Source organism: Erythrobacter sp. S227 (assembly GCF_057364925.1).
Map to the genome: position 1 here is coordinate 494,203 of NZ_CP200280.1, position 24,909 is coordinate 519,111.

Consider the following 24,909-nt stretch of genomic DNA (forward strand, 5'->3'; position numbering starts at 1 on the left):
AAATTCGAAAGGGGCAGGCCCGATCCGTTCTTACACGAGACCTCCGCGCGCCCGCGCGCACGCACGCCCTAACGCAGGTCGAGGCCCAACGCGCACCTAAGCTGAGTGAGTCGGATCATCCAAGCACCGCGCAGGATTGTGCACCATGTTGCATAGCATTCGATGAAAGGTGCGACAGAACGGCTTTGACGTGCGTTGCAAAGCGGGACAATTGCTGGCACACATAATAAAATTAGGTCCAAAGCCGAGTTATTAGGCACATTCTTGCAAAAGATTGTTGCCCTATTAGCCAGCGCTTGTGTCGCATTGTCCGAATCGGACACCAATATTGGCGCATAAATTAGCGGCGGATCTGGTGGGTAGATTTGAGCAATTGGATTTGAAATGGGGGGCAATGGTGCAACGCGCCGCCCTTTGAGGAGAGATAAGGGAACATGGCGAACCTGGACGAGATCGATCGACGGCTGTTGAGTGAGCTTCAAGCCGAGGGCCGTGTCACAAATGTTGAGCTGGCCCAAAGGGTTGGCCTGACCGCGCCGCCGTGTCTGCGCCGTGTGCGTGGTCTTGAGGAAGACGGGGTGATCCGCGGCTATCATGCCGATCTGGACCCTTCGAAACTGGGCTTTGCGATCACCGTTTTTGCGATGGTGAGCCTCAAAAGCCAGGCCGAGGCGGACTTGCGCGAATTTGAAGAGCATATGGCGCACCTTCCCGAAGTGCGCGAATGCCATATGCTGAACGGTGAGATCGACTTTATCCTGAAGATTGTTAGCCAGGATTTGCAGAGTTTTCAGGAGTTTCTGACCAGCAAGCTTACGCCTGCGCCCAATGTGGCAAGTGTCAAAACCTCGCTCACCATTCGCACCGCAAAGCACGAACCCGGAGTTCCGCTTTAAACGCTTGAAGGTCGGGGGAAGACGATGAACGAACCTTCCAATCACATCGCGCAAGCTTTGACAGGCAAATGCCTGTGCGGCGCGGTTTCGATCACCATGCGCGATGCCCATAGAGAAGTCGATGTGTGCCACTGCACCATGTGTCAGGCGTGGACCGGATCGATGTATGCCGGGATCGAGGCGGATGATTTCACGATTGAGGGCGAAGAGCAGATAACCGCCTATCAATCGAGCAAGTGGGCCGAACGCGCCTTCTGCTCCAAATGCGGCAGTCACCTTTGGTACAAATTCCTGCCCACCGGTAACCGCACGTTCCTGGCAGGGATGTTTGACCTCCCAAACGGCGTGCCGATCAAGCAGCAGATTTTCGTCGATGAAAAACCCGACTGGTTCGATCTGGCGCAGGAAAGCCCGATGAAAACCGGCCCTGAGATCATCGCAGAAGCAGAGGCTGCTGGGTTTAGCTTTGACTAAGCGAGGCAGGCTTGAAGTTGCGCAGTCTTACTTTGATTGGCCCGCTTCTGGTTTTGGGCGCATGCAATGAACCCTTTCTGGATGCATGTTACAGCTGTTTGGATGCAGACGCCGCAATTCAGGTTCCCGAAGAGCAAATAGCCAAAATTGCACTTCTTCCCGATGGTGCTGGGCTGCCAAGCGGGGCGGTGCAGGTGTTTTACGATGAAACATGCGGGATAGACTGCCAGCAGATTGCACGCTTTGATTTGCCCAGCAGCACGGCGCTTGAGCTCGTTGCGGACGCAAGTGGCAAGTCTTCGGAGCGATTTGAGATCGTTGATCTGGAAGCCATCAACCATGCACCTTCCTGGGCCGGGCACAGCTGGTTTCAGACACCAGCAACCGGCTCAGCGCGCGTGTTTGTATCGCAGATGGAAAAGGACGGTCCGTGGCCGCTTACGATCATATTGGTCGAAGGTGAGGCGACCACTCGCGTGTTCTGGTTTGCCGGAACCATGTGAGCCCCTGAAGCGACCAGCGCGCTCTAATGCAGCTTCAGCTTGGGCCGTACAATGCGGTTCACCCGGCCAATAACCATCAGGCCAAGCCCTTTCATCCAGCCGTGAATCCCGATCAGGTGCATCCGGTAAAGCGAGGTGTAGATAAAGCGGGCAATGCGCCCCTCGATCGCCATCGCGCCGCCCACAAGGTTGCCCATCAGGCTCCCCACGGTTGAAAAACGGCTTAGCGAGACGAGCGAGCCATTGTCCTGATAGGTGAAGGTTTCCAGTTTCCTGCCGCGTTCACGGTGGCGGATGTTGCGATAGACAGTCTCTGCCATCTGGTGCGCAGCTTGCGCGCGGGGCGGAATTTGCGGGCCGCCGTCTTCGGGGATGAAGGCGCAGCAGTCCCCGAGCGCAAAGATATCCTGATCGGTTACCGTCTGGAGGGTGGGCCTCACCACAATCTGATTGCGCGGTGTCACCTCAAGGCCAAGATTTGCGATAAAGTCCGCGCCTTTGACCCCTGCGGCCCAAACCATAAGGTCCGCCTCGATCTCTTCGCCGTCTTTCGTAATCAAAGCCTTGTCGGTCGCTCTCACCACTTGCACACCCTCGCGCACTTCAACGCCAAGCGCGGTCAGCTCTTCACGGGCCGAATTGGAAAGGCGTTCGGGCAGGGCGGGAAGGATGCGCTCTCCTGCCTCAAGCAAGCTTACTTCAAGGCGGCTTTCATCAAACACTTCAAGGCCATAGTGCTTCAGGCCCGCCGCTGCATTGTAGAGCTCCGCGGCCAGTTCCACACCGGTCGCCCCACCACCCACGATGGCGACTTTCACGCGTTCATCGGAGGAGGGATCGGCCAACATCGCCCGGCTGACGCGCAGACAGTGGTTGAGGAGTTTGCGCCGGAATTTGTCAGCCTGCACGCGGCTGTCGAGGTACAGGCAATGCTCCTTTACGCCCGGTACGCCAAAATCGTTCGACACCGATCCCATTGCCAGAACCAGCATGTCATAGCGGATCGTATGGGCGCCGATTACCTCTTTGCCATTGTCGTCAAGCACGGGGGCAAGGCGAATGGTGCGCTCTTGCCGGTCGATGCTTTCAAGGCTTCCCTGGAAGAAGCGATAGCCCCACCGCGCACAGTGGCTGCGGTAACCGACTTCATCCATATTGGCATCTAGCGAGCCCGCCGCCACTTCGTGCAAAAGCGGTTTCCAGATGTGCGAAAGGTTCTGATCGACAAGGATAATATCGTGATTGCGCCGCCCGAATTTCGCGCCCAGTCGCCGGACAAGCTCAAGCCCGCCAGCGCCGCCGCCCACGACCACAATCTGGGTCTTTCGCGCGCCCCGACGGATAGGGGCGTAAGGCGGTTTAGCAGGCAGGGCAGTGCGCTCTTTTGCCGCGATGTCTTGGTATTCCATTGGTTGCGTCCATTATCGTCCCCGATCCCTTGAGGAGTTTGCCCCGGTTACGGGGTTTCGATGATGCAACGCACAATGACAAGTTTTGTGCCCGAAGGAGTGGACTGAAGTGTCGGTGCAGGTGTCGACGGCTGTATTCATCGCGTCTTGGAAGCTGTTGGTCGAATGGAGCTTTGGTTGAAAGAACAACTGTTGTCCCTTTTTCAGCAGTTCAAATCGGGGAGCAGGGAATGAACTGTATCTCGAAGCTTGCGACTTTGGCAGTCTTGATCGCTTTACCAGTCCACGGCAGCGCTACAACACCACAGGTCGAGGATCCTTCTCCAGAAGCGAGGCTTGATGCCGTTTTTGCTCCTTTCCAGTCCGGAACGTCACCCGGCTGTGCAGTCGGCATCGCTCGCGGCGGGGAGCTTTTGTTCGCGAAAGGATACGGAATGGCTCATGTCGAACATGGCGTTCCTATTGATGAAAACTCGATCTTCCGGATCGCCTCTGTCTCCAAGCAATTTACAGCTGCGGCTATCGCCCTCCTGGCTGAGCGTGGGCAATTGGATCTTGACGAGGATGTGCGAACTTATCTCCCTGAGCTTACCGAATTTGAGCGCGTCGTTACTATCCGCCAAATGATTCACCATATCAGCGGCATGGGAGGATATGGCGGGTTTGAAGTGCGACCGGGTGAACCCTTCCGCTTCGGTGCCGAGGACTATTGGACGACCGGACAGTTCATGGCTGCAGTAGCGGAGAAGCCCCTGCAACATGAGGCGGGAGCAGGTTTCAACTACTCCAACATCGCATACTTTCTGCTTGGTCAGGTGGTTGAGCGGGTAAGCGGGCAGTCTTTGCGTGAATTTGCGCAAGAGGCGATCTTTGCTCCTGCTGGCATGGACGAAACGATGTTCTACGATAACGTTCGCGAGATCGTTCCACGGCGCGCTCAAGGGTATACCGCCCATGAAGACGGCAGCTTCACAATCGGGATGACCAATCTGGATTGGGTCGGCGATGGCGGGGTCCACACAAGCCTTGTCGACATGGCAAAGTGGGATGCCGCGCTTGCGACCGGCTCGATTGAAGGTGGTGCCGATTTTGTGGCGAAGCTTCACACCCCTTACGTTGCCAAAACACAGTTGCCGGGAGGAGAGGGCGAGGCAGAAACCGGCTATGCCTATGGCATGAATGTCAATATCAGCGCTTCAGGGGAAAGAGTGGTTGGACACAGCGGTAGCTGGGTTGGCTTCAACGCGCACTTTGCCCGTTTCACATCAAGAGATTTCAGCGTAATCGCGCTTTGCAACCGCAACGATGGGTTGGCTTTTGGTCGCTATCAAGCGCTTCTGTCTGCCGCATCGGACTATATCGATGCGATTGACGCTTCCTAGCTTTCTCGCTTCTCAAGCCATTCTTCGAGCCACTTGATCGAATAATCGCCGTGGAGAACGTCAGTCTGCTTGAGCAGTTCCTGATGCAGCGGGATGTTGGTTTTGACGCCTTCGACCACCATTTCTTCCAAAGCACGGCGCAGGCGCATGATGCAGCCTTCTCGGTCGCGGCCATAGACGATCAGCTTGGCGATCATGCTGTCGTAATAGGGCGGGATTGAATATCCAGCATAAAGCCCGGAATCGACGCGCACATGCATCCCACCAGCCGGGTGGTATGAGGTCACTTTGCCCGGGCTCGGTGCAAAGGTGAAAGGGTCCTCTGCATTGATCCGGCACTCGATCGCGTGACCGCGAAATTCGAGGTCTTCCTGTGTCACCGAAAGAGGCTTACCCGCCGCGATGCGGATTTGCTCGCGCACCAGATCAACGCCGGTGATTGCCTCTGTTACAGGGTGTTCCACCTGAAGGCGGGTGTTCATTTCGATGAAATAGAATTCACCGTTTTCCCACAGGAATTCAATCGTGCCCGCCCCGCGATATCCCATATCGCGCATCGCTTTGGAGCAGACCTCGCCCATATGCATGCGCATTTCATGATCGATGACGGGTGAGGGGGCTTCTTCGAGAACTTTCTGGTGGCGGCGTTGGAGCGAGCAATCGCGCTCACCCAGATGGATTGCATTGCCCTTGCCATCGCCAAACACCTGAAATTCGATGTGGCGCGGATTGCCGAGGTATTTTTCGATATAGACGGTTGCATCGCCAAAGGCGGCTTTCGCCTCGCTTCCGGCTTGCTGCATCAGGGTTTCGAGCTGGTCTTCGCTCTCGCACACTTTCATGCCGCGACCACCGCCGCCAGAGGCCGCTTTGATGATTACCGGATAGCCGACTTCCGCTGCGATTTTCTTCGCCTCTTCAGGGTCGGAAACCGCGCCGTCTGATCCCGGAACCAGCGGCAGGCCCAGATCGCCTGCGGTTTTCTTCGCCTGCACCTTGTCGCCCATTGTGACGATATGCTCTGGCTTTGGACCAATCCAGGCGATGTCATGCGCCTCGACGATTTCGGCAAACTTGGCGTTTTCCGAAAGGAAGCCATAGCCCGGGTGGATCGCATCGCATCCCGCAACCTCAGCCGCCGAAATGATCGCGGCGTGGTTGAGATAGCTTTCGCTTGCTGCTGGCGGGCCGATACAGACCGCATGGTCGGCCAGCCGCACATGCATGGCGTCGGCATCCGCGGTGGAGTGCACCGCGACCGTTTCAATCCCCATTTCGTGGGCCGCACGGTGGATGCGCAGCGCGATTTCGCCGCGATTGGCGATCAAGATGCGTTTAATGCTCATGCGTTTTTCGCCCGCTTAGCCAATAACGACGAGAGGTTGATCAAACTCAACCGGCTGCGCGTTTTCGACGAGGATCGCTTTGATTGTACCCGCTTTATCGGCGGTGATGGGGTTCATGACCTTCATCGCTTCAACGATCAGCAAGGTGTCGCCCTCGCTGACGCTGTCGCCCACTTTGATGAAGTTAGGCGCGCCCGGCTCAGCCGCAAGGTAGGCAGTGCCCACCATCGGTGATTTGAACGCGTCCGCGTGATCGTCCGCAGCCGGAGCCGCAGGGGCAGGAGCCGCTGCCGGAGCCGCCGCTGGTGCCGGAGCTGCCGCCGCAGGAGCAGCCGCAACATTGGTGACCATACCGCCACGCGCAACACGGATCTTGCGATCGTCATCTTCGACTTCGATTTCGGTAAGGCCGGTCTCGTTCAAAAGCTCCGCAAGCTCGCGGACCAGACTGGTGTCGATGTTCATGCCGGTTGCACCGGCACTCGGCTTTTTATCAGCCATGTATTTCCTCTAAGGTGATCCACTTTATGCCGGAATGCCTATTCACCCCAATTGTGGCTGGCAAGTGGCAATTGTTCACAATTCTGCAATATTCTGTTCACGGATCAAAATTCACAATCACACTTCGCCCGACACCACGGCGTCCAAGGCGATGGTGTAAGATTCCGCGCCGTGCCCCTCGACCGTTTTGGCCGCTGCCATTGCGACATAGGAGATGTGGCGAAATTCCTCGCGCGTTTTGGGGTCGGACAGGTGCACTTCGATCACCGGCGTTTTGATCGCCTTGATCGCATCAAGCAGCGCAATGGAGGTGTGGGTGTAGGCCGCCGCATTGAGGAGGACCGCACGCGCGCCTTCTGCTTGTGCTTCATGCAGCCAATCAACCAGCATGCCCTCGTGATTGGTCTGGCGCATGTCGATCAAAAGGCCGTGTTCGCGCGCCTTGTCCTCTAGCATCCCCGCAATTTCGTCGAGCGTGGTGGACCCGTAAATTTCGGGCTCGCGCAGGCCGAGCAGGTTGAGGTTTGGGCCGTTGAGGACGTAAACTGTGTCTGACATGTGCGCCGCTTTAACTGCTCGCGCAGGTTACGCAAAGTGCTCTATGCCTAAGCGACGGCGAGTTCGAGGAAGTCGCTTGCCGCGCGCTTGACCGCATCAGGGGCGGCGGCAAGCTCTGGCATCAATCGCTCGATCCGCCCTTGTGCATCAGGCACCAAAACGCGCTTCATCGACCATTTGGCGAATGACCGCGCGGCGATAGGGGCGCTATGCACGATTTGAATCGAGTGGTGACGCGTGTCGCGCTGAAGCTTTTTCATCAGCTCATCAATGGCGGATGACGGGCCCTCGATAACCTGAAAAAACTGGTTGTTGGCGTAGATCAGAAAGCCGGAGAGGCCGGCATTCGCATTGTTCCTGGCGGAGGTTTCAATGATCTTGAAAACCTCACCAGACCCGAGGGTATCGGCTGCAGAACTGATGTAGGCAAGCTGGAGCATCGAGGGTGCAATAGGGCCAAGTTCTTGTCCGCCGGTTAACGAAGGGGAGGGCGCCCTGACGGAGCTATTTGTCGACGCCCTTGACCTTACCCCATTGCCGCGCGGCGGTGTAGCCAAGGTAACCTGTTCCAAACAGGGCATAAAGTGGCTCGGGAAGGCCGGAGAGATAGGCGTTCATGCCATTGGCGATGTCTGTCGCCGCCCCGGGGTTAAACGCGCTGAGCAGGCCCATCGGGAGCGCGGTCAGGATCAGGACATACATCACATAGAGAAAGCTTGGACGCGCGCGGCTGGTCCACGGATCTGCGGAGTTTGCCTCTGCAACGATCGCCTGAAGGCGCGCCTCGATCAGCTCCATCTCCTGGCTGCCTTCAAGCTTGATCAGCTCAAGCTGCGCTTTGGCGCGCGCCTCTTTGTCCGGGATAATCTTATCAAGCAGTTTGGTGATCGGGCCGATCAGTGATTGGAGAAGTCCCATACAAAAGCGCTCCTTGCTGTGAGTCGCTTAATGGGTAACCAAAATGGTTCGTGTAGGAAAATTCTATAACCGGATACGTCCTACTCGCCTGCTTCGGCAAGCAGTCTTTGGGCAAGGGCCAAGTGCGGGCGGTCGATCATATTGCCATCCAGTTGAAGCGCGCCTGCGGTGGGATTGTCGGCGAAAGCCTGAACAATGGCTCTGGCATGAGCGAGCTCGTCTTCGCTGGGGGTGAAAGCTGCGTTGATCGGCGCGATCTGGGCCGGGTGGATGGCGAGCATCCCGCGAAAGCCCTGAGCGCGAACGCGCCGCGCGCGGGCTTCCAACGCCTCCAGATCGCGAAATTCGGGCTGCACCGTCTCGATTGGCATGACGCCCGCCTTGATTGCGCCGAGCAGGCACAGGCTGCGGGCCATTTCAAAGACATGGGTGTACTCGCCATCGACCCCGCGTTGCTCGCTTGCGCCAAGCTCGCTGGACAGATCCTCCGCGCCCCAGCTCATTGCTGCAAGACGGGGGGCCCCATCGTACGTGCCGGTGGTGAACATGGCGGCGGCTGTTTCAGTGACGAGCGCTGCGACTTTGACGGAGCCGACCTCGATCCCTGCGGCCTGTTCCAGCGGCGTTATCATGTTGTCCAGCGTCACAACATCGTGGCCGCCTTCTGCCTTGGGAAGGAAAACGCCGCCCGGTCCTGCGGCCACCACCGCTTCGAGGTCGCCCTTGGTCCAGTCGCCTGAAAGCGGGTTCACACGGACCCAGATGCGGCGCTTGTCAGGCGCAGCGGTGATCGCGTCTGCCACCATCTTGCGCGCATCGGCCTTGCGCTCGGGCACCACCGAATCTTCAAGGTCGAGAAGGGCGATATCCGCATCGCTACCAATCGCCTTGGCCATCTTCTTCTCGCTGTCGCCAGGGGCAAACAGCCAGCTGCGCATTTTGATTGTGGCGGTGTCGCTCATCACAGGTCCTTTATCGCGGAGCCCGCGATAGTCGGCTTAAAAGGTTCCTTCAATCTCGAGCGTAAAGATCTGCCCGAAAGTACGGTCGCGGTCCTCGCGAAAATCAACAATATCGGCGGCGCGGTCGAGGAAAACGGTGCGGTCAATCTTGTTGGTGCGATCGAGGATATTGTTGATCGCAAGGCGCACAACCATCCCTTCGACATCCTTGTTCTCGACGTAAAAGCCCGCAAAGCCGAAAGTCTCTCGCCGCAGCCTAATCTGGTCGAGGCGCACGTCTTCGGCCTGATTGTTCCAGAACGCGGTCAGCCCTGATGCCCAATTGGTCGAGGCAAAATCGTGGCGCAGCTCAAAGTCGATCTGTTCGGTTTCAAACCCTGACAGGTTGCGGCTGAAACCCAGCAGAGGATCGCGCACCGAACTGTTCGCAAGCCGGAACCCTGCATCAAACCGTGTACCCTGCCAGCCGAGCCCCTCGGACAAAAGCGTCACATCGCCTTCGATACCATAACGGCTTGCAGAGGGAATATTGCCCGGCGCCTGCCCGCCGCCATCAATCGGGATCAGATCGACAATGTCCGACACATCTTCATAGAATGGCCGCAAGGCAAGGCTGCCAAGCGCGCCGAGCCCGATATTGCCCTCAAGCTCAAAGCGCCAAAGCTGCGGGGGCACCAACTCCACATTCGACACATTGGCATTGTTGAAATCAAGATCGACCGAGGCGATGAAATCGAAGAAATTGAGCTGCCCGACCTGGCGCTCTACCCGGCCGGAGAGATCGAAACTCTCGCTTGCCCGCCAATCGAATGCGACGAAGCCTTTGGGCCGGTAAAATGTCCGTGTGAGGCCGGCTGGCCCGTCCTGGCTGATCCGCGAATATTCTGCGCCAAAGCTGGTTTGCAATTGCAGATTTGAGGTCAGCGGGCGGCTGTATGTGACGGTTGCCTCTGCGCGGTCTTCTTCGACGCGGCTGTTCGCGCCGGTGAGCAGTTCAGGTTGCAGCACGCCTTGGCCATCGCGCACTTCCAGCGATGCCTCGATATCGAGGAAGTTCTTCACGCCCTCAAGCGCAATGACCATATCGCCGCCTGCTGCGCCAAAGGTAAACTCGCCGCGCGCAATCGTCTCTCCCTCGTCCGCGTCGCGGGTGAACAAAGAGCCTTGCACGGGGCTGCCATCGGCAAATTCTGTGACAACAGATGAGGTTGTCGGGCTGTCTTCAAACCGGTGATAGCCGATCAGTTTCAACCGTGCCCCCAGAACCGCAAAGTCATAATCCGCGCCGACTTCAAAGTTGAATTCGTCTTCGGTGTCGCGCAGCGTTCGGACGCGGTCGACCGGGTCGATAGTGCCGGAGCGTTCGGAAATCTCGCGGTTGCGGCGGATAAAACCGGCAACTTCGCCCGTCAGGTTCAGCACGTTTCCATTGTCGGCAACGCGCGAATATGAACCCGAAGCGCTGATCGTATCGAAGGCGAAATTGGCTTTCTCTTCGCGTGTATCGATCAGAGTGTCCGCGCCATCGAACACAAATTCAAGGCCATCATCGCCGCGCCTGTTGGAATCGTTTTCAAAAGAGAGCGTCCACTCGTCCTTCTGCCCGCCGCCCGCAAATGAGACGCGCCCTTCGAGAAGGCGGGGCGGGGTGCCTCTTGTGCGGATTTGCGGGGCGACACGAAATGTCCCCGTAATGCCGCCGCTTCTGGCGGTGACAACGTTCAATACTTGTCCGGTGAGACCGCCAATATCGAGGCTCGCCCCATCGACCAACTCCAGCCGGACGACTTCTTCGACCGGAATACGCCCAAGGGCTTCGACCGGGCCGTTGGATTTACCCGAAATGCGCCGTCCGTTGATCAGAACATTCGTGTCTGCTGCACCAAGGCCGCGTGCGCCATCCCCTTCGCGGATCGAAAAACCGGGCACCTGGCGCGCCATATCGGCTGCGCTGCGCGGGGCGAAATTGGCAAAATCCTCTGGTGTGAAGGTTGCTCTGGCGTTTTCGTTTTCTACGACGTCGCCGGTTTCCTCGCTGTCCACCCTGTTCGCTGCCGTGTCCGCTGCCGTATCCGCAGTCGCAGTATCAGGAATGTCGCGCGCAAATGCCGGGGCCGCACCAAACGCCAAAAATGCTGCGCTGGACGCAAGCGTTGCACGATAAAAAGAGGCATTCGAAAACAGACGGGTCATGAAATTTCCTTGCGCGCGCCTGAAATCAAAAAACTCGTTCAAATGACAGCGACAAAGGACGAAGCGACAACCATTCCCGACGAAGGGGCTTCGATAAACGTGTCTTATAGAGCTCCACTGGTCGGGAAGACAGGATTCGAACCTGCGACCCCCACACCCCCAGTGTGATGCGCTACCAGGCTGCGCTACTTCCCGAACCGGTGGAGAGGCGCGCCTATAAGCGGCTCCTTCCACGCTGGCAAGCTTGATCAGGCGCGATAAGGGGCGAAATTGAACGCTTGCTGATCTGCATGTCCGCAGAAGCCTTGATTTACCGCCTTAATTACGGGGCTGATTGCGACACGCTTGTATTGCTGCTACGCGCGCCCACTTAAGCCCGATAACAATTGTGTTGGGGAGTGGGATCAGGACAATTCAGGGGCGTCAGACCACCGTGTCGCGGCCACCCGAACTTCGATATCACTCACGCTCACACGTCATAACAGAACATAGGTTTTATAAGACATGCTTGAACTTCTCACCGCAGCTGCCGCAGGCGCAGGCGACGCTCCGCCAGCCTGGATCAACTGGTTGCCGATTGTCGGTATGGTTGTGATCTTCTGGTTCCTGATCATCCGTCCGCAGATGAAGCGCCAGAAAGAGCATCAGGCAAAGGTATCGGGCCTCAAGAAGGGCGATCAGGTCATCACACAGGGCGGTTTGGTCGGCAAAGTCATCAAGACAGACGACACCTACGCAGAGATCGAACTGGCAAAAGATGTGCGCGTGAAAGCGGTCAAGCACACCATCGCCGATCTCATCGAACCGGGCTCAAAGCCGGCGGCTAACGACTAGAATGTGTCCGCGCGCATCGGTGTGATCGCGCGCGGTACAGTTCCAATACATCTTTTATAGGATCAAAGCGCGCTCATGCTTGATACTCCGCTCTGGAAGAAAATTTCGCTTTGGGCTTTGACCCTTGCGCTTGTCGCGGCGGCTTTGCCTTCGTTGCTGGCCACGGCCGGTGTCGACACCGGTGACGAAGTGCCTCATGTGAACCTGGGCCTCGATTTGGCAGGGGGCTCGCACCTCCTGCTCGAAGCCGATCCCGACGATGTTGCAGCAGAGCGGCTCGAGAATATGGAAGAGTCGGTCGAGGCGGCGCTTCGCGGGGCAACCCCGGAGGTGCGCTTTGGCGATACTTCGCGCAGCGACGGGCGGCTTTCGCTCCTCTTGGACAGCGCGTCCGACATCGACCGGGCGCGCGGGATTCTTGAACCGCTGATGATGGGTAACGATGGCTCGCTTCGCCAGGAGTGGGAACTCGAAGTCATCGACACGCAGCGCCTTGTGCTGGTGCCGACCGATAGCGGTCTTAATGTGGCCGTGAACAATGCGATGGAAAGCGCGACGGAAGTTGTGCGCCGCCGGATTGACGAGCTTGGCACACGCGAACCGACAATCGTGCGTCAGGGCGACACCCGCATTGTGGTGCAGGTGCCGGGTCTGGAAGATCCGCAGGCATTGAAGGACCTGCTCGGCAAAACGGCGCAGCTTGAGTTCAAACTGGTCGACCAACAGGCGCTCCCCAGCAACACCGAAGCAGGCGTCGCCAATCCGGGCAGCCAGATTTTCCCCTATGCCAGCGACTCACAATTTGCTGGCGGGTTTGAGGCGGTTAAACGGCTGGGCGGTATTCGCGGCGACAGCCTCACCGGCGCGCAGGCGGGCGTTGACCCGCAAAACAACGAGAATGTCGTCAACATCCAGTTTGACCAGGCCGGCGGGCAAAAATTTGCTCAGCTCTCAACCGAAAACGTGGGCGAGCGGTTTGCGATCATCCTTGATGGCGAAGTGATTTCAGCGCCTTTCTTCAACGAGCCGATCCTTGGCGGAGCAGCGCAAATCTCGGGCAGCTTTACCCCTGACAGCGCCAACCAATTGTCGATCCAGCTGAGGTCCGGCGCGTTGCCGGTTCCGCTGACCGTGATCGAAGAACGCACCGTTTCCGCTGAGCTGGGCGAGCAATCCATCCGTTCCGGCATGATCGCCATGCTGGTCGGCAGCATCGCCGTGGTCGCGTTGATGATCGCAACCTATGGCCGGTTTGGCGTCTATGCGACCGGCGCTCTTGTCATCAACGTTCTGGTTCTGCTTGGCCTGATGGCAATCGGGAATTTCACTTTGACGCTTCCCGGGATCGCTGGTTTCGTCCTGACAGTGGGCGCGGCGGTGGATGCGAACGTGCTGATCAACGAACGTATCCGTGAGGAGCGAAAGCGGGGCCGCAAGGTCATCACCGCGGTCGAGAACGGCTATAAAGAGGCGTCACGCGCGATTTACGATGCGAACATCACCAACTTTATCGCCGGCGCGCTATTGTTCTGGTTCGGCTCTGGTCCGGTGCGCGGGTTCGCCGTTGTTCTGGTCATCGGTCTGATCACATCGGTCTTCACCGCATTGACGCTAACGCGGATGTGGGTGGCGGGTTATCTCGCCTCGAAGCGTCCAAAAGACATCAACATTTAAGAGGGGCCAAAGACTATGAAACTGCTGAAACTCGTCCCTCAAGACACAAACATCAAATTCCTGCGCCTGCGCCTACCGTTTTTCATTTTGAGCCTCGTCTTGATGGCTGCAAGCTGGGGCGTGATTGCCGTGAACGGCCTCAACCTCGGCATCGACTTTGCCGGCGGACAGGAAGTTCGCCTCACTTTTGAAGAGGGCAATGCTGCCCCCGTTGGCGAGCTGCGCGAAACGGTTGCGTCGCTGGGTTACGGAACGCCCGTCGTTCAGGAATTCGGCTCTCCCAATGAGGTAAGCATCCGCGTGCCTCTGCCAGAGGGCGCAGAAGAGACCCCCGGTGCAGCCACCGCCATCGGCGACGAAGTGGTTGCCTCGATACAAAACGGTTATCCAGACGTTCGCACCGATGGAAACCAGACCGTCTCGGGCAAGGTGGCCGGTGAATTCAGCCGTGATGCGACCCTCGCATTGCTTGCCGCTATGGTCATGGTCGCGCTCTATATCTGGGTGCGGTTCGAGTGGCAGTTTGGCGTCGGCGCGCTTTTTGCCCTGTTCCACGACGTGTCGCTCACCTTGGGCCTGTTCGCGCTGTTCCAGATCGAATTCAGCCTTCAGATCATCGCCGCGATCCTTGCCATCATCGGTTACTCCTTGAACGACACGATTGTTGTCTACGACCGCATTCGCGAGAACCTCAAGAAGTACCGCAAAATGCCTCTGGCGGAGCTGTTGGATCTCTCGGTAAACGAGACCTTGGCGCGTACGGTGATGACCTCGCTCACGCTTCTGGTGGCGCTTGTGCCGCTGCTTATGTTCGGGCCAGAAAGCCTGTTCGGCCTTGTCGCAGCGATCACATTCGGCCTGTTCGTGGGCACCTATTCAAGCGTCTATATGGCCTCGCCACTGCTACTGTGGATGGGCGTGACATCGGACAGCTTCGTACCCAAAGAAACAGAGGCGGACCTCCAGGAAAAGAAAGTGCTGGGCGAGCTCTAAGCCTGGCCCTGCGCTCGCCTCGCGCCTAACGCTGGACCACTAAACCTTCGTAATAGGCGGCAAGCTCTATTGCGTTGGTTTGCCAGCTGAATTTCTCTGCCATCGCGGCGACCGCCTGACGCATGGGCGGATTGTTCAGAACCGCTTGAACGCCCGCCGCAACGCTTTCGGGATTACGTTCAACCAGCCTCCCTGCGGTGGAATTGGTGATGATTTCGCGCGCGCCACCCACATCGCAGGTCACAATCGGCGTCCCGCAGGCAAGCGCCTCGACCCATGCATTGGCAAGGCCCTCATTCGCGGTCGGCAACACCATGACATCGGCAGCGGACAGCACCAGAGGCAGCATGTCGTGGTCGATAGAGCCCGCAAAATGAACCCGCTCGGCAACGCCCAAATCGCGCGCCAGCTCGCGCAAATGGACCTCATCATCGCCTTTACCCACCAGGACAAGGCGCGCACCTTCAATCTGGGCCAAAGCGGCAATGGCAATGTCCTGACCCTTACGCTCAATCAACGCGCCAACACAGACCAGAAGCGGCGCATTATCAGGGATCGCAAAGCCAAGCTCTGTTCCCAATTGCGAGCGTAGCTGGGTGTGGGTGAGGGGGCGGAAACGGTCCCGGTCGAGCCCTGTGTAATGGACCTGAATTTTGTGACGCGGCATTCCGATCGCCGCCATCTCTTCGGCCATCGATCCGCTGACGGCCAAAAGCCCGTTTGCACGGTTGGCGGCATCGACCATCTGCTCCCTCGCAAAATCGAGAGTGCCCCAATAGGTGATATCGGACCCGCGCGCTTTCAAAGACAGCGGCAGGTCCATCTCCTGCGCAATCCACGCGGCCGCCGGACCATCGGGGAAGAAGAACTGCGCATCGATCAGGTCAATCGGGTTTTCTGCATGAATGCGCCGAACGACGGGAAGGGCCGCTTTCGCAATGGCAGAGGCGTTGCGTCGCGCGCCCACCGCCGGGATCAGCGTAAAGCGCGGTCGGTGCACCGCAACGCCGTGTTCTTCGCATTGTTCGGGCAGCTTTGCGAGTGCGCGGTATCGGCCCAAAGCCACGGGCGGCAAGCCGATCGGATTGACCACGCTCACCCGCCAGTCCCCTTTTTGCGCACCTCGCTTGGCAAATGCCTCTAACGAGCGCGCCACAAAGGTCCCGAAACGCGGGTTCACCGCATTGGGATAAAGCGTGCTGAGAGAAAGGACATGCTTCACTTAAAGGGTGGTCTCCTGTGGATAGATCAAGAATAGCGGGCGTGAGTTAACGAGTTAAACCTCGAATGTGGGTTTGATGGGTCCTGACCCTAAAGGGGGCGCACCAGCATGACGGCGACCGCAATCCAGTCGGGATTGTCGATAACCTGCTGTTTTTGCCCTGCTTGCGCCGGTAAAATGCCCACCAATGGCCCGCGCCGGTCAATCAACCGGCCAAAAGCAAATCGGCCACCCGGGCGCGGGACAAGGCAATCGCGGTTCATGGCGGAAAGGAAGTCCGCATCCTTCGCGCTCCACGCGTCCATTTGCCTCAACCATACTGTATCGCCCGGGCGATATTCGCCCACGGGGGAGGTGACTTCGAGCACAAGCATTGGCTCATCGCCTTCCTGTGCCGCCATCTCGCTTGGCAGGACAGCATCGCGCGGCGTTTTCAACGCCTCGGGATCAGAAAGTCCAAGCTGCGCAATGACCTGCGCGCGCGGTCCCTTGTCAGAGCCGACCAGGACCTGAGGGTCAACGCCCAGCGCCGCACCGATGCGTTCCATCCATTTGGTGGAGAGGTTGCGCATACCCGTTTCAAGGCGGCCGATGGTTTGAGCGGTTGTTTCCGGCTGACACGCGGCCGCCAGATCCGCGAGCGTCATACCGCGCGCTTTCCTGATTTCACGGATACGATTGATCATCTGAAGGGCCTTTCGAAATAACCCATTTGGAGATTTTCACTTTCCTACATCACCGGATGCGATGCAAGTCCTGATTTTACCGATGTGGTGAGTTTAGGAGTAAGGCCATGCGCAAACTGACAGAAATCGAGTTAACATCTGAAGGGCCAAAGCGGGGGAGCGGGGCCAAGGGAAGCCGCCGCACTGTCACGGTCAATCTGGGAGAATCCCCGATCGCCTGGCTGCATTCGCGCGGCCATTTGTCGGATCGCCTTTTCGATGCGGGCGAGGCCTTGCGCAATGACTATGAGCGCGCGCAACTGTCGCCCAATGTGACGATGCGGTGGGACCCGGTGCGGGTGAAAACCGGCAATCCGGGAAGCGCCGAGGCGGGCCTTTCCCCAAGCGAAAAGCAGGTGTCGGCCAAGATGCGCTTTGACGGGGCGATTGCGTCTGCTGGCAAGGGTCTGGAGGACGTTTTGTGGCGCGTGGTGTGTGCAGGCGAAGGCTTGCCCCAGGCGGAAAAGGACCTTGGCTGGCCTGCGCGCAGTGGCAAACTGGTGCTGCAACTGGCGCTGGAAAGGGTGGCCGATTTCTATCGCATCAGGTGAGGCGGCTTTTTTGCCCCTGGACAGTGTGTCAAGTGTGTCAAAACTTGCGATAAAAAGCGCAGAAACAACGCTTTAGAAAAGTTGGGCAGCGACGCGTTTTTTGAGGTTGGGAAGGACCTCTTCCTCATACCACGGATTGCGCGCCATCCACATGCGCACGCGCCACGATGGATGGGGCAGCGGGGTCACCGGGCCGAGTGTTTCGCTCAATTGCTCGCCGTCCTGAACGCGGGTTGTCAAAGTGGCTTTGCTTGTATGGGGCAGATATTGCGCTTGGGCATAAGTGCCCACCAAAAGCGTCAGGCGTTCCTTTGGCAAAGCCGTCAGGATGCGGTCATGCCATTGGGGCGCGCATTCCTTGCGGGGCGGAGCATCGCCGCCCTTGGCTTTGCCGGGATAGCAAAAGCCCATGGGCATTAGCGCGACTTTGTCAGGGTCGTAAAACGCGTCTTTGTCGAGGCCAAGCCACCCGCGCAGCCGGTCGCCGCTGTCATCGTCCCACGCAACGCCGCTTGCGTGGACTTTGGTGCCGGGGGCCTGACCGATGATAAGGATGCGGGATTGGTTCGAGAATTGGACAACGGGGCGGGGCCCCAAGGGCAGTTGGTCAGAGCAAATGGTGCAGGTCTTGATCTCGCTATGGAGGTTCAAGTGGTGAGCGCGATCACTCACCCCTCGATCTGCTCTGCAAGCTCCAGCCAACGCTCTTCGGCCGCGTTCTTCTCCTCGCGGGCATTCTCCAAGCCTTTGGAGATATTGGCAAAACGTTTGGGGTCTTTGGTGAAGAGATCGGGGTCGGCAAGGATCGTCTCACCCTTCGCAATCGCCGCCTCCAGCTCTTCGATGCGGGCAGGGAGCAGCTCGTAGTCGCGCTGGTCTTTATAGGAGAGTTTGTCGGACGATTTGGGTTTGGTCGCAGCAGGTTTTTGGGCAGGTTCAGCGCGTGAAGCCTTGGTCTTGCCTACTACGGGCTTGCGGCGCTTGGCCTCCCAATCCTCATAGCCGCCCGCCACAATATCAACGCGCCCTGTTCCATCAAGGCCAAGGGTTACAGTGACGGTTTTATCGAGGAAATCGCGGTCGTGGCTGACGATGAGAACGGTGCCGTCGAAGTCTGCGATCACTTCTTGGAGGAGGTCCAATGTCTCAAGATCGAGATCGTTCGTCGGCTCATCAAGGACAAGCAAATTGGCGGTGCGCGCAAATTCACGCGCCAAAAGGAGACGCGAACGCTCACCGCCCGACAAAATACCGACTTTGGTGTCGACGATCTTGGGATCAAACAGAAAGTCTTTGAGATACGCCTGAACATGCTTGCGCGCGCCCCGTACATCAATCCAGTCGCCGCCCTCGGCCAGAATGTCGCGCACGCTCGCGCCCGGCTCCAGAAGCTTGCGTTGCTGGTCGATCATGACACCCGTGAGAGTGCGGGCATGGCTGATCGTGCCGCTGTCAGGCTCGATCTCTTTGGTCAGCAGTTTGAGAAGCGTGGTCTTGCCCGCGCCATTGGCCCCCACAATCCCGATGCGATCACCATTTTGGATACGCAGGGTGAAGGGCTTGATCACCGCGCGGCCATCGTAAGTTTTGGAGATATCCTCCGCCACGATAACCGATTTGGATTTGAACTCTTCATCATTGGCAAGCTTCAGCTTCGCCGAACCGCTGTCCGAAATCATCGCGGCTCTTGCTGCGCGCATCTGGTGCAGCTTTTCGAGCCGGCCCTGGTTGCGTTTGCGCCGTGCGGTTACGCCCCGTTCCAGCCAATGCGCCTCGATCTTAAGCTTTGCATCCATGCGTTCCGCCGCGCGCGCTTCTTCGGCATAGACCTGCTCTTCCCACGCTTCATATCCGCCAAAGCCCACCTCTTTGCGGCGCAAGGTTCCCCGGTCGAGCCACAAGGTTGCCCGGGTCAGGCGTTTCAAAAACGTCCGGTCGTGGCTGATCGTGATGAAGGCGCCCTTGTAACGCTTGAGCCAGTCTTCGAGCCAGTCAATCGCGCTCAAATCCAGGTGGTTTGTCGGCTCGTCAAGCAGCAGCAAGTCCGGGTCTTGCGCCAGAGCGCGGGCAATCGCCGCGCGGCGTCTTTCGCCGCCGCTGGCGGTCGCGGCATCGGTGGTCATGTCGATGCCAAGCTGGCCGGCAATCGCTTCGACCTCATGCGCGGCTGGCGCATCATCACCTGCGAGCGCAAAATCCATAAGCGTATCGAATGCGCCAAAATCGGGCTCTTGTTCAAGAAACACGATGCGCGTGCCCGGCTTTACCCGGCGCTGTCCCCGATCCGCTTCGATGCGATCCTCGATCAGCCTCAAAAGCGTCGTCTTACCGGCTCCATTGCGCCCTATCAGAGCCAATCGGTCCCCGGGCAGGATGTGCAGGTCAATCGGCTCGGCACCTTGCCCCGGCTGAGGTCCGCCAAAAAGCCAGCGGCCGCCTTGTTGGAGGGAAAGACCTTCCCAAGAGAGGATTGGTGGTTGTGCCATGGGTTTGCGCAAGTAGGGGCTTGCATCACGCCTGCCAAGCCGGTTCAGTGCGCGCTCATGCACAAAGCTGTAGACGCAGCTGCGATAGGGAGGAATTTTTGATGATCCGTTACGCACTTAGCGCCGCTGCCGCCGCACTGCTTGTGGCCCCCGTTCCAGCCAACGCTCAAGAGGTCGAGATTTCGGCCAATGGACCGGTGATCGAACTTTCGGTGTATGAAAGCGTGACGGCGCAGCCCGACCTCGTGACGATCGGGGCGGGGGTAACCTCCCAGGCAAAAACCGCTGTTGAAGCGATGCGAATGAATGCGCGCCAAATGCAGAGCGTGATCGACCGGATCAAGGCGCTGGGCGTACCGGATAAGGATATCCAGACCACGGGCATCAATCTCAACGCGCAATATGATTACGATAGGCCCAATCAACGCCAAGTCTTTCGCGGCTATCAAGTGTCCAACCGGGTGAGCGTAAAGCTGCGCGATGTTCAGGAAACGGGCGCTGTGCTTGATGCATTGGTGGTGGCAGGCGCGACGGATCTTTCGGGACCGAGTTTCAGCATTGAAGACGATACCGAAGCAAAGGCTCTGGCCCGCAAACGCGCCATTGAGCGCGCACAGGAAAGAGCGTCGGAATACGCCGCCATGTTTGGATATGATGGGGTGACGGTGCTTGCTGTCAGTGAGAGCATTCAAGGCCGAGGTCCGGTCGCGCAAATGGCGATGCGTTCGTCCCCGGTCGAAGCGGACATGGTTGCTTCTGCCCCCGTCCAGCCCGGGCAAGTTAGCACCGGCGTCAGTCTTTCGATCAAGTACGAGATGGTGCGCGCCGGTGAATAAGCGCCCCTTTTATGAACGGCCAGCGCGGGGCACATTCACTACTTGTTCAAGGCGCGCAGTCTAGGCATGGTATCACGATGACGAAACGTCGCTTTCTTTTTGCCGCAATGGGCGGTGCCGCTTTGACGGTGATGCTGGGCGCAGGCAGCGCAACCTCGGTTGTTGCCGCTGGCGTGACGGCACAGGAACAAAGCCTGTCGGATCAAGGCACGGCTCGCCGCGAAATGCGTGCAGGCAACCAATTGTCCTTGAGCGAGATTGAAAACCGCATCGTCCCGCGCATGCAGCGCGGCGGCAGCGAATATCTCGGCCCCTCTTATGACAGCACTGCACGCGCCTACAGGCTCAAGTTCATCCGCGAAGGCCGGGTAAGCTATGTTGACGTCGATGCGCGCACTGGCCGTATCATCAGCCGGTCGAAATAACGGTCACGATCTGTCCGTTTATGAATAGTCTTTTCAATTCCTCGGGGACGAATGCGCGGTTGCGCCGTGGTGCTCGCTTGACGCGAGAGGTGCAAACGCGCAGTCCTTTCGAGGCTAACATACGTAAAGATGGTGGAATATGCGCATCCTGATCGTCGAAGACGAACCGACCCTTGGACAACAGCTTAAGTCGACGCTTGAGCAAAACGGCTACGCGGTTGATCTTTCAACTGATGGCGAAGACGGCCATTTCCTTGGCAGCACCGAGGATTACGATGCGTGCATCCTTGATCTGGGCCTGCCCGAGATCGACGGGCTTTCCGTTCTTGGCATGTGGCGCAAGGAAGGCCGGACTTTCCCTGTTTTGGTGCTGACCGCGCGTGACAGCTGGTCTGATAAGGTTGCCGGCCTTGATGCTGGCGCCGATGATTATCTCGCAAAACCATTCCAGACCGAAGAGCTCATCGCTCGCCTTCGCGCGCTTATCCGCCGTGCGTCGGGCAACACCTCATCAGAGCTTACCGCTGGCCAGGTCCGGCTGGACACGCGCTCTGGCCGGGTGACGCTTGATGGCGAACCGGTGAAGCTCACCGCGCAAGAGTATAAGCTGCTCTCCTACCTTATGCACCACAAGGGCAAGGTGGTGAGCCGCACAGAGCTTATCGAGCATATTTACGACCAGGATTTCGACCGCGATTCCAATACGATCGAAGTCTTCGTCACCCGCATCCGCAAGAAACTAGGTGCAGAGGTAATCACAACTATCCGTGGCCTCGGTTACAGCCTCGACGACCCAGCAGACCAACCTCGAGCCTAAGGGCAAGACTGAGGGTAAAGACGCGTCTGCACGCGAAGTCTCCAAAGGTGCATCTGCGCCTGAGGCCGAGGTGCAGGACGAGCCGGTGAAACCTGCCATACCTGAGCCGCGCGCAAGTCTTGCGCGGCGCATGGGCCTTATTGCGGCGGTCTGGATTATCGTACTGCTTCTTGGCGGAGGTATCGCGCTTGAGCGTACGTTGACGCGTCAAGTTGTCTCCAACTTCGATGAACAGCTGGAATATCAGCTGACTGCGATGATTGCTTCGGCCGAGATCGACAGTTTTGGCGAGGTTTGGTTCTACCGCACGCTTGGTGATCAACGGTTCTTGGAGCCGGGCAGCGGACTTTATTGGCAGATCAGCGGGGAAGGGTACGAACCCTATCCATCGCGCAGTCTTTGGGATCGGACCTTGGCCTTGCAGGCGGATGGCCGCGAGGCGAGCGGCGATGCAGAGGCATTCAATAGCGATGTCAGCATCTACAATTCCTCCCAGTTCGAAGGCGAGCCCCTTCGTATTGCGGAGCGGACCGTGATCCTGCCGGGAAGCGAGACGCGCTGGACCTTTGCAGTGGCAAGCGCGACTGACCAGATCGACAATCAGATCCAGCAGGTCCGCCTGATCCTCACCTGGAGCTTTGCAGTTCTCGGTCTTGGCCTCATCGTGATGGCGCTTTTGCAGATCCGCTATGGCCTGTCACCGCTTCGCCGCGTGAGGGCAGCGATCCAGAAACTGCGCACCACAGGCGAGAATCGCATCACAGAACCGCTTCCTGCCGAAGTCGAACCGCTAGTCGATGAGGTGAACGCGCTGCTCGATCACACAGAGCGTCAGGCCGAAGAGGCGCGCATGCACGCTGGCAATCTCGCTCATGCACTGAAAACGCCGCTAACGGTGCTCACCAATGCAGCGACCGCGCGCGATCCCAACCTCAACGAAGCGGTGTTTCGCGAAACCCGCACGATGCAGCGTCATGTCGATCACCATCTGGCCCGCGCAAGGGCGGTCGGAAGACGCGCGGTTGGTCAAGCAAGAAGCGACCTGCGGGCAAGCGCAGAGGCTGTGCGCCGCGCGGTGGAGCGCCTTTATCCCAACGGCCGACTGGATATTGCCGGGACCAAGGACGCGCTGGTCGCGATAGAGCGTCAGGATTTGGACGAAATCCTTGGCAACCTCATTGAAAATGCGGCCAAATATGGCGGTGGCAGTGTATTTGTCACCCTCGATGTGGAGCCTGATTCAGAGCAGTGCCAAATCTGGGTCGAAGACGACGGCATGGGCATTCCCCAAGAAGAGCGGGACCGCATTTTTGATCGCGGTGCGCGGCTGGATACTGGCAAACCTGGCACAGGACTTGGCCTTGCGATTGTACGCGATGTCGCCGAAATTTACGGCGGTTCAGTCACGCTTGACGAGAGCGAGGATCTGGGCGGATTGCTGGTCGAACTCAGCCTGCCACGCGCTTAATCGCCTTTGTGTCAGTGAGGCGCGAAGGGTTTTTCGTTGTGCTCCGTTATAGAGAGCAGAGATGACGAAAACGTGATGACTGGCGACCAGACCAGCCCAGACTGCGAACCTTCCGGCAGGCACTCTGCCGCCCAAAGTGCTGCGCGTGATGCTGGGCTCCCAGCGCGGATTGCGAAGCGCGAGGAAGCGGCGTTTCGAGAGGTGATCGTAGAGCATTCACCTATTCTACACCGCATCGCCTATCGCATGATTGGCGAGGCACAGGAGGCTGAAGATATCGTGCAAGAGGCGCTGCTCAGATTGTGGGACAACGCTCCGAAACTGTCGCAGAATGCGCAAGGCTCGATCAATCTGGGGGCTTGGCTGAAGCGGGTTACGGTTAATCTGGCGCTTGATCGGATACGCCTTGCGAAACGGATTGCGGGCAATGAAGTGCCAGAGCAGGAAGACGGCGCGCCATTGAGCGATGCAAGGATTGTCGAGAGCGAGCAGGTTAGCCTTGCCCGAACAATGATAAAACAGCTGCCAGAGAAACAGCGCGCTGCGATTGTTCTCACATATTACGAAGAAATGCCCAATTCTGAGGCGGCTGAGGCAATGGATTTGAACATCAAAGCGTTTGAATCGCTGCTTTACCGGGCCAGAACAGCCTTGCGAAATGCCTATGAGGCACACGAACAAGGGGATGCACGATGAGCACAGAGCCATTCCCCTTGGACGAGACGATGAGGCAGACCCTCGACGACTTCGCTGTGCCAGAGCTGTCCGCAGACTTTGCGGATCGCGTTGTGGCGGGAACGCGAGGCCGTGCGTCAGCGCTCCCATCCTTGCGTCCTACCCGAAAACCCCGGTGGCAGCGCACTCGGCGGGTCATTGTCGGCGTTGTCACTGCCGGTGCCATTGCGTCCACCGCTGCCGCCACTGGCGTTCTGGATGAACTGGGTATCGAGGTGCCCAGTGCTGATGAAGTGTGGTCCGCCATCACGTTTGAGGAAAAGTCACAAGCTTCTGCGCCGGGCTCAGGTCCAGTCGAAACGCTTACCCCGTCAAGCGAAGGGCCCACCCGGATCGAAGGGCCGATTGATACGCCCGAGGAACTCGAAGAGGTTTTCCGCCGCGTTGATGACAAACGCAACATTCGCCGCGAGGACCGCCGCGACAGGGTGGACCGGCGCATCGACAGAGTGATTGAACGACGCGGAGCGCAGGGTCTGCCCACGCCGACCCCCCAACAAGAGCAGAGATTGCGTGAAGGGATCGAACGTTTTCGCGACAGTGCAGACGCGCGGCGCGAAGAGCGCACGCAGGAACGCCGCGATGCCTTGCGCAATACTCTCGAGGAAGAGGGGCAAGTATCGCGCGACGATATCATTCGCAGGGATATCCCCGAGGGTCTTGGCGCAGACCGGCTCCGTCGTTTCCGCGAGATGTCCCCTGAAGAGCGGCGGGAAAGAATTCGCCAGTTTCGCGAACGGCGCAGCGGGGGTGGTGTGGCTCCATTATCGCAGGAGCCCGTCGAAGAGGTCAAACCCCAGACAGACCCTGCCGAGGCGGAGGCACAAGATGGCCCTCCCTCTCCTGATCCAAAAATTTAGCCCGCAAGCTTTTTTGAAGCGCCGCGAAGGGTTTCCGGGACTGTTTCGTCTTTAGAAGTATCAGCCCCGCACGGATGGTGGACCAAGCAATGGCTGGCAAACAAACGGACCCGACACATAGAGATGAGGATCACCCGATAT

At 58.4% G+C, this 24,909-nt stretch carries 26 protein-coding genes and 1 tRNA gene; 14 read left to right on the plus strand and 13 right to left on the minus strand.

The genetic code is table 11. From position 1 onward, the window contains the following. The first annotated feature begins 434 nt into the window (after positions 1-434). From AC0V6Q_RS02315 to AC0V6Q_RS02325, 3 genes are read left to right on the plus strand one after another with little or no spacing between them, the layout of a single operon-like run. Positions 435-896: an Lrp/AsnC family transcriptional regulator gene (locus AC0V6Q_RS02315; RefSeq protein WP_486166825.1), complete on the plus strand. Its 462-nt coding sequence runs from the start codon at positions 435-437 to the stop codon at positions 894-896. Between the two features lie 24 nt (positions 897-920). Beyond that, entirely contained in the window at positions 921-1,370 is a 450-nt protein-coding gene (locus AC0V6Q_RS02320) for a GFA family protein (protein ID WP_486166826.1), read from the plus strand. An 11-nt stretch (positions 1,371-1,381) separates the two neighbouring features. Beyond that, a complete protein-coding gene (locus AC0V6Q_RS02325; protein WP_486166827.1) occupies positions 1,382-1,873 on the plus strand; it encodes a hypothetical protein in 492 nt (163 codons plus the stop codon). Between the two features lie 23 nt (positions 1,874-1,896). On the opposite strand, the gene AC0V6Q_RS02330 is transcribed toward AC0V6Q_RS02325, so the two are convergent. Then, on the minus strand, positions 1,897-3,216 hold the full coding sequence (locus AC0V6Q_RS02330; protein WP_486169227.1) for an NAD(P)/FAD-dependent oxidoreductase: 1,320 nt from the start codon (positions 3,214-3,216) through the stop codon (positions 1,897-1,899). A 296-nt stretch (positions 3,217-3,512) separates the two neighbouring features. Here AC0V6Q_RS02330 and AC0V6Q_RS02335 point away from each other — a divergent pair, with 296 nt between their 5' ends. Then, complete coding sequence (locus AC0V6Q_RS02335; protein ID WP_486166828.1) at positions 3,513-4,664, plus strand: serine hydrolase domain-containing protein; 1,152 nt, start codon at positions 3,513-3,515, stop codon at positions 4,662-4,664. On the opposite strand, the gene accC is transcribed toward AC0V6Q_RS02335, so the two are convergent. The 8 genes from accC to AC0V6Q_RS02375 all read right to left on the minus strand — a co-directional run bounded on the left by accC (position 4,661) and on the right by AC0V6Q_RS02375 (position 11,337). Then, positions 4,661-6,010 carry an acetyl-CoA carboxylase biotin carboxylase subunit gene (accC, locus tag AC0V6Q_RS02340; protein ID WP_486166829.1) on the minus strand — a complete coding sequence of 450 codons (1,350 nt, stop codon included), beginning with the start codon at positions 6,008-6,010 and terminating at the stop codon, positions 4,661-4,663. The genes AC0V6Q_RS02335 and accC overlap by 4 nt on opposite strands. A gap of 15 nt (positions 6,011-6,025) precedes the next feature. Beyond that, on the minus strand, positions 6,026-6,511 hold the full coding sequence (accB, locus tag AC0V6Q_RS02345; protein WP_486166830.1) for an acetyl-CoA carboxylase biotin carboxyl carrier protein: 486 nt from the start codon (positions 6,509-6,511) through the stop codon (positions 6,026-6,028). A 117-nt stretch (positions 6,512-6,628) separates the two neighbouring features. Further along, positions 6,629-7,069, minus strand: a complete 441-nt coding sequence (locus AC0V6Q_RS02350) for a type II 3-dehydroquinate dehydratase (protein ID WP_486166831.1) — start codon at positions 7,067-7,069, stop codon at positions 6,629-6,631. Positions 7,070-7,116: 47 nt separating this feature from the next. Beyond that, a complete protein-coding gene (locus AC0V6Q_RS02355; protein ID WP_486166832.1) occupies positions 7,117-7,509 on the minus strand; it encodes a BLUF domain-containing protein in 393 nt (130 codons plus the stop codon). Between the two features lie 64 nt (positions 7,510-7,573). Continuing rightward, positions 7,574-7,987, minus strand: a complete 414-nt coding sequence (locus AC0V6Q_RS02360) for a holin family protein (RefSeq protein WP_486166833.1) — start codon at positions 7,985-7,987, stop codon at positions 7,574-7,576. Between the two features lie 80 nt (positions 7,988-8,067). Beyond that, positions 8,068-8,949: an HpcH/HpaI aldolase/citrate lyase family protein gene (locus AC0V6Q_RS02365; RefSeq protein WP_486166834.1), complete on the minus strand. Its 882-nt coding sequence runs from the start codon at positions 8,947-8,949 to the stop codon at positions 8,068-8,070. A 36-nt stretch (positions 8,950-8,985) separates the two neighbouring features. After that, on the minus strand, positions 8,986-11,142 hold the full coding sequence (locus AC0V6Q_RS02370) for a TonB-dependent receptor plug domain-containing protein (protein ID WP_486166835.1): 2,157 nt from the start codon (positions 11,140-11,142) through the stop codon (positions 8,986-8,988). A 118-nt stretch (positions 11,143-11,260) separates the two neighbouring features. Beyond that, positions 11,261-11,337 (minus strand) — tRNA-Pro (locus AC0V6Q_RS02375). Positions 11,338-11,646: 309 nt separating this feature from the next. Between AC0V6Q_RS02375 and yajC the strand changes: the two genes are divergently transcribed. From yajC to secF, 3 genes are all read left to right on the plus strand, one after another. Next, a complete protein-coding gene (gene yajC, locus AC0V6Q_RS02380) occupies positions 11,647-11,976 on the plus strand; it encodes a preprotein translocase subunit YajC (protein ID WP_486166836.1) in 330 nt (109 codons plus the stop codon). A gap of 75 nt (positions 11,977-12,051) precedes the next feature. Then, complete coding sequence (gene secD, locus AC0V6Q_RS02385) at positions 12,052-13,650, plus strand: protein translocase subunit SecD (RefSeq protein ID WP_486166837.1); 1,599 nt, start codon at positions 12,052-12,054, stop codon at positions 13,648-13,650. Positions 13,651-13,665: 15 nt separating this feature from the next. Further along, a complete protein-coding gene (gene secF, locus AC0V6Q_RS02390; RefSeq protein ID WP_486166838.1) occupies positions 13,666-14,643 on the plus strand; it encodes a protein translocase subunit SecF in 978 nt (325 codons plus the stop codon). A 25-nt stretch (positions 14,644-14,668) separates the two neighbouring features. Here secF and AC0V6Q_RS02395 read toward each other — a convergent pair whose 3' ends face one another. Both AC0V6Q_RS02395 and AC0V6Q_RS02400 read right to left on the minus strand, forming a co-directional pair. Continuing rightward, on the minus strand, positions 14,669-15,865 hold the full coding sequence (locus tag AC0V6Q_RS02395) for a glycosyltransferase (protein WP_486166839.1): 1,197 nt from the start codon (positions 15,863-15,865) through the stop codon (positions 14,669-14,671). Between the two features lie 89 nt (positions 15,866-15,954). After that, entirely contained in the window at positions 15,955-16,551 is a 597-nt protein-coding gene (locus tag AC0V6Q_RS02400) for a helix-turn-helix domain-containing protein (protein ID WP_486166840.1), read from the minus strand. Positions 16,552-16,658: 107 nt separating this feature from the next. Between AC0V6Q_RS02400 and AC0V6Q_RS02405 the strand changes: the two genes are divergently transcribed. Next, positions 16,659-17,141, plus strand: a complete 483-nt coding sequence (locus tag AC0V6Q_RS02405) for a DUF6456 domain-containing protein (RefSeq protein ID WP_486166841.1) — start codon at positions 16,659-16,661, stop codon at positions 17,139-17,141. 72 nt (positions 17,142-17,213) lie between these two features. Here the strand turns inward: AC0V6Q_RS02405 and AC0V6Q_RS02410 are convergent, their stop codons facing one another. Continuing rightward, positions 17,214-17,813 carry a uracil-DNA glycosylase family protein gene (locus AC0V6Q_RS02410; protein WP_486166842.1) on the minus strand — a complete coding sequence of 200 codons (600 nt, stop codon included), beginning with the start codon at positions 17,811-17,813 and terminating at the stop codon, positions 17,214-17,216. Next, a complete protein-coding gene (locus AC0V6Q_RS02415; RefSeq protein WP_486166843.1) occupies positions 17,810-19,627 on the minus strand; it encodes an ABC-F family ATP-binding cassette domain-containing protein in 1,818 nt (605 codons plus the stop codon). Before AC0V6Q_RS02415 ends, AC0V6Q_RS02410 begins: the two co-directional genes overlap by 4 nt. A gap of 101 nt (positions 19,628-19,728) precedes the next feature. Between AC0V6Q_RS02415 and AC0V6Q_RS02420 the strand changes: the two genes are divergently transcribed. From AC0V6Q_RS02420 to AC0V6Q_RS02445, 6 genes are all read left to right on the plus strand, one after another. Then, positions 19,729-20,463 (plus strand): SIMPL domain-containing protein, encoded by a 735-nt coding sequence (locus AC0V6Q_RS02420; RefSeq protein WP_486166844.1) that lies wholly within the window; start codon positions 19,729-19,731, stop codon positions 20,461-20,463. A gap of 77 nt (positions 20,464-20,540) precedes the next feature. Next, on the plus strand, positions 20,541-20,888 hold the full coding sequence (locus tag AC0V6Q_RS02425) for a PepSY domain-containing protein (protein ID WP_486166845.1): 348 nt from the start codon (positions 20,541-20,543) through the stop codon (positions 20,886-20,888). Between the two features lie 139 nt (positions 20,889-21,027). Then, positions 21,028-21,705 carry a response regulator transcription factor gene (locus tag AC0V6Q_RS02430; protein ID WP_034959185.1) on the plus strand — a complete coding sequence of 226 codons (678 nt, stop codon included), beginning with the start codon at positions 21,028-21,030 and terminating at the stop codon, positions 21,703-21,705. A gap of 130 nt (positions 21,706-21,835) precedes the next feature. Next, positions 21,836-23,173, plus strand: a complete 1,338-nt coding sequence (locus AC0V6Q_RS02435) for a sensor histidine kinase (RefSeq protein WP_486169228.1) — start codon at positions 21,836-21,838, stop codon at positions 23,171-23,173. Positions 23,174-23,248: 75 nt separating this feature from the next. Further along, a complete protein-coding gene (locus AC0V6Q_RS02440; RefSeq protein ID WP_486166846.1) occupies positions 23,249-23,869 on the plus strand; it encodes a sigma-70 family RNA polymerase sigma factor in 621 nt (206 codons plus the stop codon). Beyond that, positions 23,866-24,768, plus strand: coding sequence for a hypothetical protein (locus tag AC0V6Q_RS02445; protein WP_486166847.1), 903 nt, complete (start codon positions 23,866-23,868; stop codon positions 24,766-24,768). The genes AC0V6Q_RS02440 and AC0V6Q_RS02445 overlap by 4 nt, the downstream gene beginning before the upstream one ends. The last annotated feature ends 141 nt before the right edge of the window (positions 24,769-24,909 follow it).